The sequence below is a fragment of the Kutzneria sp. NPDC051319 genome, from assembly GCF_040682195.1.
Classification (GTDB): domain Bacteria; phylum Actinomycetota; class Actinomycetes; order Mycobacteriales; family Pseudonocardiaceae; genus Kutzneria.
Genome location: NZ_JBFBAM010000011.1, coordinates 66,695 through 79,985, shown reverse-complemented (window position 1 = coordinate 79,985; position 13,291 = coordinate 66,695). Strand labels below are relative to the sequence as shown.

The following is a 13,291-nucleotide window of genomic DNA, read 5'->3' as shown; positions in this document are numbered from 1 at the left end:
GTGCCCAAAGGTACTTCTGCGTGGTGCCCGAGAGACTCTCCACGTCGCGCTGACGCATGCTGGCCGGGCAGTCCACTGCGGGGAGGGGGCCGGTCATGAGCGAGCTTGCGAGCGAATCATTCAACACAGCGCGTCCGCGCACGCGGACACCGAGCGCCAGCGAGGTGCCGCAGTGACCGTCACGGTCGGAGTCGTGCTGCATTCGAGACATCGCAACGTCATCGCCGAGGCGGCGGATGGCATCGCCGATCTGGCGCTGCGCTGGGCGGAGTACACCCACGACGCGGACGTGCCGGAGGCGGTGGCCGAGCTGCTGCGGGAGCCGCTGGACGGCCTGCTGATGGGCCGCCCGACCTTCGACAGCTACCGGCACCTGCTGCCCGACGAGCTCCCGGTGACCATCCTGCGACCGGCGCCGCTGTCGCTGGCCCTGGCCTTCTCCACCGCGCAGGCCAAGCACCTGCGGCCGCCGGTGTCCATCGACAGTTTCGACCACGACGCGATCGCCGAGGTCACGGCCGCGCTCAACCTGAAGTCGGCCCACGTGACCGCGCTGCCCTACCAGCCGGGGCAGCCGGCCAGCGAGGTCGTGGACCACCACCTGCGCACGGTCAAGCGCTCCGGTTACGTGATCAGCGCACGGGTCGAGGTGGCCAACCGGCTGCGGGGCAAGCTGCCGGTGGTGCAGACCCAGACGATCCCGTCGGCCGTTCGTGCGGAGCTGTACGACCTGCGGCAACGCATCCGGGCCCGCCGTGCGGACGAGTTCCGCTTCGCCGCCGGCGTGTTTCTGGTCGCCGAGCAGAGTCGTGACCAGGACGTGGACCGGGCCCGCGTCGGCCTGATGAACCTGCTGGTCAACACGCCGGAGTTCGCCGACGCGCTGATCGAGAACCGCGGCCGGCGGGGGCTGCTCGTGCTGGCGCACAAGGCGCTGTTCGACGAGGTGACGCACGACTGGGCCACCGTGCCGGTGCTGGACCGGGCCGACGAGGAACTGGGCATCAGGGTGGCGGCCGGCTTCGGCATCGGCGGATCGGCCCGCACGTGCGTCACCCTGGCCGAGCGGGCGGCGGCGCGGGCCGAGGCTGAGGGACGGCCGTCCGGCTACCTGATCGAGCATTCCGGGATCGTGGTCGGGCCGATGAGCCGGGACGGCCGCCCGTCCGAGTTCACCGTGCGGGATCACGGGCCGCGGCTGGAGGAACTCGCCCGCACGGTCGGGTTGAGCGCGGCGACGCTGTCGCGCCTGGTATCGGTGGAACGCCGCCAGCAGGGCCGGACGCTGTCGCCGAGCGAACTGGCCAACGCACTGGGCATCACCGACCCGAGTGGACGGCGGCTGCTGCGCAAGCTGCTCGCGGGCGGGCTCGTCGAGCCCGAGGGCAGCGCTCAGACACACCGCAAGGGCCGGCCGAGCACGCTGTACCGACTGTGCATCGAAACGAACCTGGATACATAAATCGCAAATTGTTGACCGGAGTCACGGCCGCGTTGCATGCTCCCCATAAGGGCGACAAACGGACCACTTCCGAGCGCGGCGACCACCGTGACACCGACTGTGGCGCACGCACGCCGCCGGCGTCGACCACCTGCCCGTCAACCGGCCGGATCCCGTGCGCCGCACGGAGTCCCGCTGAAAGGAGAAGCCCGTCGTGAAGCGGCCGTCACCGCGACTCGGCGTCAGCTGGCTCGGCGTCAACTTCTGGTCGCGCACCGGCGGTCCGCTGATGTGGCGCACCTACGACCCGACGTTGGTCCGCGACGAGCTGGCCACGCTGGCCCGCCACCGGGTGACGGTGACCCGCTCGTTCTGCTACTGGCCGGACTTCCATCCGGAACCGGACCGGCTCGACGAGGACATGGTCGACAAATTCGCCGACTTCCTCGATGCGCACGCAGAACTCGGCATGACCTCCATTCCCACCTTCCTGGTCGGCCACATGTCCGGCGAGAACTGGGATCCGGCCTGGCGCAACGGTCGCGACCTGTACGCGGACGTGGAGATGGTCAGCCGGCAGGCCTGGTTCATCGAGCGGATCACCCGCCGCTTCCACGACCATCCGGCCGTCGCGGCGTGGCTGGTCAGCAACGAGATGCCGATCTACGGCCGCCGCCGAGGCGAGCCTGCCGCGCCTCGCGAGCAGGTGACGGCGTGGGCCCGCCTGATGGTGCACGCGGTGCGGGCCGGCGGCGCGACCCAGCCGGTGTCGATCGGCGACGGCGCCTGGGGCATCGAGGTCACCGGCGTGGAGAACGGCTTCTCGGTGCGGGAACTGGCCGCCTTCACGGACTTCACCGGCCCGCACGTCTATCCCACCGACTCCGATTCCGTGCGGCAGAACCTGAACGCCGCCTTCCTGTGCGAGCTGGCCGCGGTCGCGGGCCGACCCGTCGTGCTGGAGGAGTTCGGGTTGTCCGGGGACTGGGCGTCCGAGGAGAACACCGCCCAGTACTACCGACAGGTCCTGCACACCACCATGATGGCCGGCGCGACCGGTTGGCTGGCCTGGAACAACACCGACTTCGACGGCCTGGCCGACCAGGACCCGTACCGGCACCACCCGTTCGAGATGCACTTCGGCCTGACCGACGCCGAGGGCCGGCCCAAGGCGGCCCTGAAGGAGATGGAGAGCTTCGCCCGCACACTGTCCGAAGTGGACTTCGAGCATGTGAGCCGGGCCGACACCGAAGTGGCGCTGGTGGTGTCGTCCTATTTGGAGCGTGGCTATCCCGTCACGACGGTCGAGGACGACCGGCGGCTGGTGTTCGAATCCTTGCGGCAGGCCTATATCGCCGCCCGCGAGGCCGATCTGTCGCCCGGATTCACGCGGGAGGAGGACGGCATCGCCGACGACGCGCTGCTGTACCTGCTGCCCTCGACCCGTCAGCTGATGGCGCCGACGTTCCGACGGCTCGGGGACCTCGCGCGCGGCGGGGCGACCGTGTACCTGTCGTACTGCTCGGGCACGCACGGCGGCAACCGCGGGCCGTGGTTCCCGGGGCTGGACGAGTTCTTCGGCGTGCGGCAGGAACTCCGGTACGGGCTGGTGGCGCCCATCCTCGAGGACATCGTGTCGATGCGGTTCGTGGAGGATCTGGGCTACCTGCGGGCGGATCAGGTCCTGCGCTTCCACACCGGCGGCAACGAGCACGCCCGCGCGTTCCTGCCCGTCACGCCGACCACCGCCGAGGTGCTGGCCGTCGACGACTACGGCCGGCCGTGCCTGCTGCGCAACCGGGTCGGCGACGGCTGGGCGGTGCTGTGCACGTATCCGGTGGAGTACATGGCCTCCACCCAGCCCGACGTCAATCCCGAGGCCACCTACCGGCTGTACCAGGCGCTGGCCGCGGCCGCCGGTGTGCGGCGCGAGGCCACTGTGGACGATCCACTGGTGTTCGCCGACGTGCTCGTGCACGAGGACGGCCGCCGGTTCCAGGTCCTGGTCAGCCAGCACGACGCCGCCGTCGAGGTGTCGCTGCTGGGCCGAACGGCCGCCGACAAGGGGACGCGCTGACGGTCGGACGTGGTCGACCGGCTACAGTCTGGCCCCATGAACACGCTGGTGTGGCTGGCGTTCGGCCTCGGTTGGGCCGCGGTGTTCCTGGTCAGCTTCCTCATCGACCGCAGGCGGCTGCGCAACGGCGTGTACCTGGTGTTCGCGCTGTTCTTCCTCGGTTTCGCCGCGCTGGGCTCGCTCGGCTCGCTGGCCGTCATCCCGTTGCTGATCCTGGCCGTCGGGGTGCCGCTGACCGTGGTGGCGCTGACCGTGTTCCTGTTCGTCAACGGCTTCACCATGATCCGGCGCGAGGGCCTGCGGGCTTCTTCGGTGCTGACCACGCTGGCCGGCCTGGTGATCGTCGGCTTCGGCGCGTTGTCGCTGCTCGCGCTGGGCAGCCGCAACATGGTGCTGATCTCGCTGACCATCAGCGTCGCCGGCATGCTGTTCTACGTCTCCTTCGTGTTCTGCTGTTTCCTGGCCTACTCGGTGTTCTACGGCCGGGTGCGGCAGCGCCGGGACGTGGACTTCGTGGTGGTGCTGGGGGCCGGGTTGGTCCGCGGCGAGGTGTCCAAGCTGCTGGCCGGGCGGCTGGACCGCGGCCGGCAGGTGTGGGAGCGGGTGCGCGGCCGCGGCGGCTCGCCGCTGATGATCACCTCCGGCGGGCAGGGCGCGGACGAACCCGTGTCGGAGGCACGGGCCATGGCCGACTACCTGATCACCACCGGCGTGCCGGCCGAGGCCGTGCTGCTGGAGGACAAGTCCACCACCACGCTGGAGAACCTCACCTTCAGCCGGCGGATCATGCTGGAGGACAGGCCGGACTACCGCTGCGTCATCGTCACGAGCAACTATCACGTGCTGCGGGCGGCGTTGTACGCGCGGCGGGCCAAGGTCAACGGCCAGGTTCTCGGCGCGCCCACCGCCCGCTACTTCTGGCCCAACGCCTTCCTGCGTGAGTTCGTGGCCGTGCTGGTGGAGAACCGGTGGAAGAACATCGTGCTGTGCCTGATGTTCGGTGCCGTCGGGCTGCTCGGCCTGGTCAAGGGCACCTAAGGGCAGCCGCGCAGATCCGGGGCCGTCGCCCCTTGGGGCATGGCGCAGCATCTGCGCCATGCGCACAGCACACCTGCTTCCCCTGCTCCTGATCGCCGTCGCCGCCACCGGCTGCGGCAGCAGCTCCGGCTCGGCCATGCCGCTGCCCGCCGACGCCTCCCTCGCGAGCGGCGGCCCGATCGACGTGTGCCAGTACCTGACCCGGCCCGACGCCGAGGCGATGCTGGGCGTGCCGACGGGGCCCGGCAAGCTGAAGCACGTCCTGGACACCGACAGCACATGCGACTACGTCCCCGATCCCGCCACGGTCCTGGGCACGCGCCTGGCCCTCACCGTCTACACGGGCGACTTCGTGGGGCAGACGCTGGACGACTTGAAGAAGGGCTACAAGGACATGGTCCCGGTCGACGGCCTCGGCATCCAGGCGATGCGCACCGCGGACGGCGCGGTGTTCGCCTCTCAGAACGACAAGCGGGCCTGCATGCTGATCATGAGCGTCAAGAAGCCTGCCGACCCGGACGCCTTCGCCAAGCAGGTCGGCGCGGTGTGCAGGAAGGCCCTGGCCGGCTGAGGATTTATTGACATAGCGTTCACTATCCGAGTAGCGTCGGCTATGTGACCAGGCTGAGCAGGGCCGAGGCCAAGGCGCTGACCCGGGAACGGCTGCTGGACGCGGCCGCCCGGGTGTTCGCGCAGAAGGGCCTGGCCGGCGCGTCGGTGGACGAGATCGCCGAGGCGGCCGGCTACTCGATCGGGGCGGTGTACTCCAACTTCGGCGGCAAGGAGCAGCTGTTCGTCGAGCTGCTCCAGGAGAGGGCCAACGACCGGGTGACCAGGGCCGCCGAGATCGTGGCCGACGCCGCGCCGGCGCAGGCCCAGCGCGCGTTCAGCCAGCTGGTCATCGAGGTGGCCGACAAGGACGCCGACTTCGCGCCGTTGCAGGCCGAGTTCTGGCTGTACGCCGTGCGCAATCCCGAGCTCATGGAGGCCTATGCCGAACGGATGCGGGAGCCGCGCGACCTGCTCACCGAGCTGATCGCCCGGTCGACGCCGGACCCCGGCCGGGCCGGCGAGCTCTCGACCATCGTCATCGCGCTGTTCCAGGGGCTGGTGCGGATGCGCCGGCTAGACCCCGGCAGCGTGCCCGACGAGCTGTTCGGCCGGGCCCTGCGCTGGCTTTTCACCGGCGCGGAAGCAGATGAGGAGCCGCCGTTATGACCGCACCGTCCATGCTCGCGCTGATCGACCCGGTGCTGAGACAGGACCCGTACCCGACCTACCGGCAGTGGCGGGAGACCGCCCCGATCTCCGGCGGCGACGGGCAGCCGCTGATGGTGACCCGGCAACAGGACTGCTCGAACGTGTTGCGGGACAACAAGTTCGGACACGCCGAGGCCGACCAGGTCGGGCCGCTCAACAGCACTCCCCCGCCGCAGCGCAGCTTCCTCGGCATGAACCCGCCGGACCACACGCGGCTGCGCGGCCTGGTGTCGAAGGCCTTCACCCGCAAGGTGGTGGAGCGTCTGACCCCGATGATCGAGCAGACCACCTCCGAGCTGATCTCCGCGGCGCGCGGCGGGACCGTCAACTTCATGGACGCCATCGCCCGCCCGCTGCCGGTCGCCGTGATCAGCGAGCTGTTCGACGTGCCGGTCGAGGAGCGGGACCTGATCGTCGCCTGGTCGCACGACATGGCCCGCGGCCTCGACCCCGACTTCCTCATCCCGGAGGGCGTGCGGGAGCGGCAGTTCAAGGCGCGCGAGGAGTTCCGGCAGTACATGCTCCAGCTGGCCGACAAGCGCCGCGACAACCCGGGCGAGGACCTGCTGTCCGGGCTGGTGCAGGTGCGGGACGCCGGCGACGTGCTGTCCGAGGCCGAGCTGCTCACCACCTGCATCCTGCTGTTGATCGCCGGGCACGAGACCACCGTCAACCTGATCGGCAACGGCACCCTGGCGCTGCTGCGCAATCCGGCCGAGCTGGCCCGGCTGCGGGCCGAGCCGGCGCTGGCCGATCGGGCCGTCGAGGAGTTCCTGCGCTACGACCCGCCGGTGCAGTTCACCGCGCGGATCGCCTTGCAGGACACCAAGGTCGGCTCGTTCGACGCGCCGAGGGGCAGCGCCGCGATCCTGCTGTTCGGGTCGGCCAACCGGGATCCCGAGGTGTGCGAGGACCCCGACCGCCTGGACATCTCGCGCGAGCCGTCGCGGCACCTGGCGTTCGGGCACGGGCCGCACTTCTGCCTCGGCGCGCCGTTGGCCCGGTTGGAGGGCCGCCTGATCTTCGAGGCACTGGCCCGGCTGGACGAGCTGGAGCCGGCCGGCGAGCCGACGTACAACGACAACATCATCCTGCGTGGCATGAGGGAACTGCCGGTGCGGTTAGCCTGACCGCATGGTCTTCACGCTGAGCGCGCCGCTGCCCGGGGACGCCGCCGTCGGGCGGGTGCTGGTCACCGGGGCGGCCGGGCGGATCGGGTCCGGATTCCTGCGGCACGTGGCCTCCCGCTATGTGCTGCGGGCCACCGATGTCCGGCCGGTGGACATCGAGGACTTCGTCCTGGCGGACCTGGGTGATCCTGCCGCTCTGGCCCGGGCTTGCGAGGATGTGGACACCGTCGTCCACCTCGGCGCCGATCCCAGCCTCCTCGCCGACTGGGATTCGTTGCTACCGGCCAACATCGTCGGCACCCACAACCTGTTCGCGGCGGCCTCGGAGGCCGGTGTGCGCCGGGTCGTGTTCGCGTCCTCCGTGCACGCCGTGTCCGGATATCCCGCGGGCAAACAGATCTCCGCCGACGATCCGGTCAATCCCGGCAATCTCTACGGCGTCACCAAGGTTTTCGGTGAGGCCCTTGGCCGCTACTACGCCGAGCAGCGCGGGATGTCGGTGATCGCCCTGCGCATCGGGGCCTTCCACACCGAGGGGACGACGCCGGAACCCGAGCCGTACAACGACTTCCTGCACCTGCTGGAGACCGACCTGTACCGGATCATGGTCCGGGCGATCGAGGTTCGCGGCGTGCGATACGCGGTGGTGAACGCCATCAGCGACCAGGTCGGTGGTCGCCTGGACATGACCGCGACGCGGGAATTGCTGGGCTGACCGGCACTCGCCCGGGCATCCGTCACCCGGACGAGGCCGAGATCTGGCGGTGGGTAGCCGAAATCACCCGCCACGCGGGTGCCGGCCACTCCTTGCGGGGCGCCGGCGGCCACGATTTCCTGGCATCTGACGAACGCTCAACTATCGCTGCGCAGTCGGCCGGTCACCCACACCGGTAGACCACGGCTGTCCGGCCCTGAACCCGTTTTCCCGCCAGCATACGAGGTACACGCCTTTCTGGGTCCGGCGACACGCGCCGGAAGTATCCGAGAGAGAGCGACAATGACGACATCATCCGTGTGCCGCGCGGTGACGGCGGCCATCGCAGTCCCTGCCCTGCTGATCGTCGCCCCGGCCATCGCCATGGCGGCCGGCAGCGACGCCACCCACGCCACGCCGATCCACCAGGTCGTGAGCCACCAGGTCACCGTCAAACCGGTGGCCCACCAGACACCGACCGCGATCAGCAGCACCGCGCACACGGTCGCACTGCCGACCCGTCGCACGACGAGCACGAGCACCGCTGCCAGCACCTCGCACGCCACCACGGCCCCGGCCCGACACCAGGTCGAGGCCGCGGCGGCGGCCGCACCGAAGGCCGCCACGGCCGCGCCCGCGACACCCCCGGCCCGGGAGACCCCTCGTGGTGGGAGCCCGTGTGGGCCCGACGCCTACGCCTGCGTCCACTGGCACGCGACGTACCACTGGCACGGCGAGTACCACGTCCTCGGCAACAACGTGGAGGCCGGGAACTACTGGAACGCCGGGGCCTACGCGGAATGGAGCCCTGACCACAACGCCCACGGCCACTACTGGAACGCCGGCGCGCACGTGAACGTGTCGCACTACTACGGCGACAGCCACCACGGCGACGACGACTGATCGTCGGCTCGGCAGCCGTCGGTCCCGGCCGGGCGCCGGGACCGACGGCACGCCGCGACTCAGAGGCTGCGGGCCAGGCGGTCGGCCAGGACCTTGGTGAACTGGGCCGGGTCGGGGAGTTCCCCGCCCTCGGCCAGCAGGGCCATGCCGTACAGCAGCTCGGCGGTCTCCCCCAGCTCGGTGTCGTGCCCGCCGGCGGTGAAGGCCGTCCGCATGCCGGTGACCAGGGCGTGCTCGGGGTTGAGCTCCAGCACGCGCTTGACCGACGGCACGGGCTGCCCCATGGCCCGGTACATCTTCTCCAGCGTCGGCGTCAGGTCGCCGGCCTCGCCGACCAGGCAGGCGGGCGAGGTGGTGAGCCGGGAGGACAGGCGGACCTGCTTGACGCTGTCGGTCAGGTTCTCCGTCAGCCAGGTCAGCAGGGGCTCGAACTCGCCGGAGTCCTCGGGCTTGTCCTTGTCGAGGTCGACCTCGCCCTTGGCCACGGACTGGAACTTCTTGCCCCGGTACTCCTCACCGGCGTCGACCCACATCTCGTCGATGCCGTCGGTGAGGATGAGCACCTCGAGTCCCTTGGCCCGGAACGCCTCCAGGTGCGGGGAACTCTCCACAATGGACCGAGAGGCGCCGGTCATGTAGTAGATGTGCTCCTGGTCGTCCGGCATCCGCTCGACGTAGTCGGCCAGCGTGGTCGGAGTCGACGCGTCATGGGTGGAGGGGAAGGAGGCGATGTCGAGAATGGTCTCCCGGTTCTCGGTGTCGGAGAGCAGCCCCTCCTTGACCGCGGGCCCGAACTCGGTCCAGAAGGTCGAGTACTTCGCGGGGGCGTCGGTCATCATCGTCTTCACGGTGGACAGCACACGCTTGACCAGACGGCGGCGCATGAGCTGGATCTGCCGGTCCTGCTGGAGGATCTCGCGGGACACGTTGAGCGACAGGTCCTGCGCGTCCACCACACCCTTGACGAAGCGCAGGTACTCGGGCATGAGCGCCTCGCAGTCGTCCATGATGAACACGCGCTTGACGTACAGCTGCACGCCGCGCTTGCGCTCACGCATGAACAGGTCGTACGGCGCCTTGGCCGGCAGGAACAGCAGCGCCTGGTACTCGAAGGTGCCCTCGGCCCGGACATGGATGGTCTCCAGCGGGTCGTTCCAGTCCCGGCTGACGTGCTTGTAGAACTCGGTGTACTCCTCGGCCGGCACCTCGTCCTTGGACCGCGCCCACAGCGCCTTGCCCGAGTTCACGGTCTCGAACTCGGTCGTGGTCTTGTCCTCGACGGTGCGCTCCACCTCCAGCCGCACCGGCCAGGTGATGAAGTCGGAGTAGCGGGTGATGATCTCCCGCAGCTTCCACTCGGCGGTGTAGTCGTAGAGGTGGTCCTCGGTGTCCTCGGGCTTGAGCTTGAGGGTCACCGACGTGCCCTGCGGGGCGTCGTCCACCGTCTCGATGGTGTACGTGCCCTCGCCGGCCGACTCCCAGCGCGTGCCGGTGTCCTCGCCGGCCTTGCGGGTCACGAGGGTGACGTGGTCGGCCACCATGAACGAGGAGTAGAAGCCGACGCCGAACTGGCCGATCAGGTCCTGGCTGGCGGCGTTGTCCTTGGACTCCTTCAGCTTGCGCAGGAACTCGGCCGTGCCGGACTTGGCGATCGTGCCGATCAGCCCGACGACCTCGTCGCGGGACATGCCGATGCCGTTGTCGCGGATGGTGAGCGTGCGCTCGACCCGGTCGGTGACCAGCTCGATGCGCAGGTCGGAGGTGTCGGCGACGAGATCCTTGTCGCGGTAGGTCTCCAGGCGCAGCTTGTCCAACGCGTCGGAGGCGTTGGAGATCAGCTCACGCAGGAAGGTGTCCTTGTTCGAGTAGATCGAGTGCACCATGAGCTGGAGCAGTTGGCGCGCCTCGGCCTGGAACTCGAGCGTCTCGACTGGCGTGTTCACCGGAATCCTTTCGCTGTTCGCTCCGGCGGCCCCGGCGTCGAGCACCGCGGGCCACCGGGCTACGCAGAATACCGGTCCGCGGCCGGACCGAAGGCGTGAAGGGACCATTCCTACACTCGGAGTGGAGGAATGGTCCCTTCCGAACGTCAAAGCCGCGGGAGTTGGATGGTGGTGGTGCGGGTCACGGTGTTGGCGCCGGCGGCGGCAATGGTCACCGTGACCTGGTAGCTGCCGGGTTTCGTGCCGGGCGGCGGGGTCAGGGCGACGGCCTGCTGCACGGGCAGGTGATCGGACTTGAGCAGCAGGCCGCCGGGCCGGGTGGTCCAGCCGCCGGAGGCGCTGATCGCCACCGGCAGCGTGCCGGGGGCCTGGCCGAGGACGTCGACGTTCAGGCCCCGGATCGAGGCGTCCACGTGCCGACGGGAGTCGGGGGCGGCGTGGTTGATCGACGGCGGCTCGTCCTGGGGCCGGGTCGCCCACGTCGACGGGGTCGAGCCGACGTTCACGCGAAGCGTGCCGCCGCGGGTGAGGTCGTCCCAGCCGAGCCAGCTCCTGCCGACGGAACGCCCGTTGAGAGACACGTTCTGCACGTAGCGGTTCACATCCGTGACCCCGGGCGCGGTGACGGTGAGGCTGCGCTGTCCCATGTGGACGGTCATGGTCGGGAACTGCGGGCTGGACAGGGCCAGGAAGTCGCCGCCGGACACCGTCGGGTACAGGCCCAGCGAGGAGAACACGTACCAGGCCGACATGGTGCCGAGGTCGTCGTTGCCGGTCATGCCGTTGGGGCCGGTGGTGAACAGGGTCATCGCCGCCCGCACGACCGTGGCCGTCTTGGACGGCGCGCCGGCCCACAGGTACATGTACGGGGCCAGCAGGTCGGGCTCGTTGTTCGGGTTGTAGGTCGGCTTGCTGTAGTAGTCGTACGGGCTGGAGATCCAGTCATCGTGCACCGCTCTGCCGGGATCGGCCAGCAGGTGCGGGTAGGCGAAGAAGGCGTCCAGCCGCTGCTCGGCCGTCTTGCGCCCGCCCATCAGCTGCACCAGCCCGGACGGGTCCTGCGGCGCGAGCCACTGGTACTGGTAGGCGCCGCCCTCGTGGAACTGGTGATCGGCGGCGACCGGGTCGTACGGCGTGAGCCAGGTGCCGTCGGTGGTGCGGGGCCGGAACTGGCCGGTGGAGCTGTCCCACAGGTTCCGGTACCACTGGCCGCGGTCGGCGAACATGCGGGCGTCGGCCCTGTGCCCCAAGCCATCGGCCATCAACGCCAGCGCGGCATCGGCCAGGGCGTACTCCTGGGTGGCCGAGGCCGGGTGGTCGCAGTCGTTGTCGCCGCCCTTGTCCGCGCAGTCGGAACCTCGTTTGAGCCCGGACGGGATGTAGCCGCGGTCGGCGTAGAACGGCTGGCCGGTGCGGCCGTTGTACTGCGACGAGGCCGGCGGCAGGCTGGTGGCGTTGGCCTTCAACAGCCCGTACGCCTCCTGCTCGTGCCCCTTGAGCAGCCCCTTGGTCCACGCCTCGACCAGGAACGGCGTCACCGGGTCGCCGGTCATGATGTTGGTTTCGCTGTTGGCCAGGGCCCACCGCGGCAGCCAGCCGCCGTCACGGCCGGCGGCGACCAGCGACAGGGCGACGTCCCGGGCGACGTCGGGGTGGAGCAGCTCCAGCAGCTGGTTCTGCGGGCGATAGGTGTCCCACAGCGAGAAGTTCTGGTACGGCGTGTAGTCCGCCGCCTTGTGCACCTTGGCGTCGAAGCCGGCGTAGCTGCCGTCCACGTCGCCGGCCAGGTTCGGGTGCAGCTGGGAGTGGTAGAGCGAGGTGTAGAACGCCGTCTGCCGGTCCTGGGTGCCGCCGCCGACGGCGACGGTGTTCAGCTCCGCGACCCAGGCGTCGTGCAGCTTCTGCCGAGTGGCGTCGAAGTCGTACGAACCGCCGGTCTCCTGCTGGAGATTGGCCCGCGCGCCCGCCATGCCGGTGTAGGAGATGCCGACCTTCAGCGCGACGCTGTGCTGGGCCGTGGCGTCGAAAGTGACCCAGGCGCCGTTGCCGCCGGCGCCGACAGCGTCCTTGGCCCCGGGCGTGGGCGTCGTGCCACGCCAGGCGCCGTAGGAGGCGAAGGGACGGTCGAAGCTGGCGGTGAAGTAGACCGTGTGCTGGTCGTGCCCGGCGCAGAAGCCGCCGTCGTGCACGCGTCCCTCGACCGTGTGGTTGTCCACGACGTGGACCTCTGAGTCGAGCACCGACTGATTGGCCTGGCCGGTGTTGAACAGGACGTTGGCCGCCGCGGTGGCCGGGAAGGTGTAGCGCTGCCAGCCGGTCCGCGGCGTGGCGGTCAACTCGGCATTCACACCATAGGTGGACAAACCGACGCGGTAGTAACCGGGTGTGGCCTGTTCGTCGCTGTGCGAGTAGGCGGAGGCATACCCGGACGGTTCGACGGAATTCACGACACCGGTGGTCGGCATCACGGGCAGCTCGCCCATCACACCGCAGCCCACCCCCGACAAATGGGTTTGGCTGAACCCGTAGATCGCCTTCTGGTCGTAGTCGTAGCCACCCTGGCCGCCGGTGTCCGGACTCACCTGCACCATGCCGAACGGCGCACTGGCGCCGGGAAAGGTGTTGCCGGAGTTCTCGGTGCCCACGAACGGGTTCACCAGCGTCGTCGGATCGGCTGGCGCGGCGGCCGCGACCGGACCCACGGTGACCGTGGCCAAGCCCGCCACCAGCGTCGAAACCATCAGTGCCGAACGGAACCTCATGCCGGCCCACCCCCCACGGTAGCCATCTGGTTACGTCATGCAC

General features: G+C 69.7%; 10 protein-coding genes. 8 read left to right on the top strand and 2 right to left on the bottom strand.

What is annotated here, in order from left to right; all coding sequences use genetic code 11:
* The first annotated feature begins 172 nt into the window (after positions 1-172).
* The 8 genes from AB0M73_RS13830 to AB0M73_RS13795 all read left to right on the top strand — a co-directional run bounded on the left by AB0M73_RS13830 (position 173) and on the right by AB0M73_RS13795 (position 8,543).
* The gene (locus tag AB0M73_RS13830; protein WP_363890839.1) at positions 173-1,462 is read left to right on the top strand and encodes a helix-turn-helix domain-containing protein; all 1,290 of its coding nucleotides are present in this window, start codon (positions 173-175) and stop codon (positions 1,460-1,462) included.
* A 193-nt stretch (positions 1,463-1,655) separates the two neighbouring features.
* Positions 1,656-3,518, top strand: coding sequence for a cellulase family glycosylhydrolase (locus AB0M73_RS13825; protein WP_363890837.1), 1,863 nt, complete (start codon positions 1,656-1,658; stop codon positions 3,516-3,518).
* Between the two features lie 36 nt (positions 3,519-3,554).
* Positions 3,555-4,556, top strand: a complete 1,002-nt coding sequence (locus AB0M73_RS13820) for an ElyC/SanA/YdcF family protein (RefSeq protein WP_363890835.1) — start codon at positions 3,555-3,557, stop codon at positions 4,554-4,556.
* A gap of 58 nt (positions 4,557-4,614) precedes the next feature.
* A complete protein-coding gene (locus AB0M73_RS13815) occupies positions 4,615-5,127 on the top strand; it encodes a hypothetical protein (protein WP_363890833.1) in 513 nt (170 codons plus the stop codon).
* Positions 5,128-5,171: 44 nt separating this feature from the next.
* The gene (locus AB0M73_RS13810; protein ID WP_363890832.1) at positions 5,172-5,774 is read left to right on the top strand and encodes a TetR/AcrR family transcriptional regulator; all 603 of its coding nucleotides are present in this window, start codon (positions 5,172-5,174) and stop codon (positions 5,772-5,774) included.
* Positions 5,771-6,946, top strand: a complete 1,176-nt coding sequence (locus tag AB0M73_RS13805; protein ID WP_363890831.1) for a cytochrome P450 — start codon at positions 5,771-5,773, stop codon at positions 6,944-6,946. Before AB0M73_RS13810 ends, AB0M73_RS13805 begins: the two co-directional genes overlap by 4 nt.
* Positions 6,947-6,950: 4 nt before the next feature.
* Positions 6,951-7,661, top strand: a complete 711-nt coding sequence (locus AB0M73_RS13800; protein ID WP_363890829.1) for an NAD(P)-dependent oxidoreductase — start codon at positions 6,951-6,953, stop codon at positions 7,659-7,661.
* A 282-nt stretch (positions 7,662-7,943) separates the two neighbouring features.
* The gene (locus AB0M73_RS13795; RefSeq protein WP_363890827.1) at positions 7,944-8,543 is read left to right on the top strand and encodes a hypothetical protein; all 600 of its coding nucleotides are present in this window, start codon (positions 7,944-7,946) and stop codon (positions 8,541-8,543) included.
* A 59-nt stretch (positions 8,544-8,602) separates the two neighbouring features.
* Here AB0M73_RS13795 and htpG read toward each other — a convergent pair whose 3' ends face one another.
* On the bottom strand, positions 8,603-10,486 hold the full coding sequence (gene htpG / locus AB0M73_RS13790) for a molecular chaperone HtpG (RefSeq protein ID WP_363890825.1): 1,884 nt from the start codon (positions 10,484-10,486) through the stop codon (positions 8,603-8,605).
* A 146-nt stretch (positions 10,487-10,632) separates the two neighbouring features.
* Entirely contained in the window at positions 10,633-13,248 is a 2,616-nt protein-coding gene (locus tag AB0M73_RS13785; protein WP_363890824.1) for a GH92 family glycosyl hydrolase, read from the bottom strand.
* Positions 13,249-13,291 lie beyond the last annotated feature (43 nt).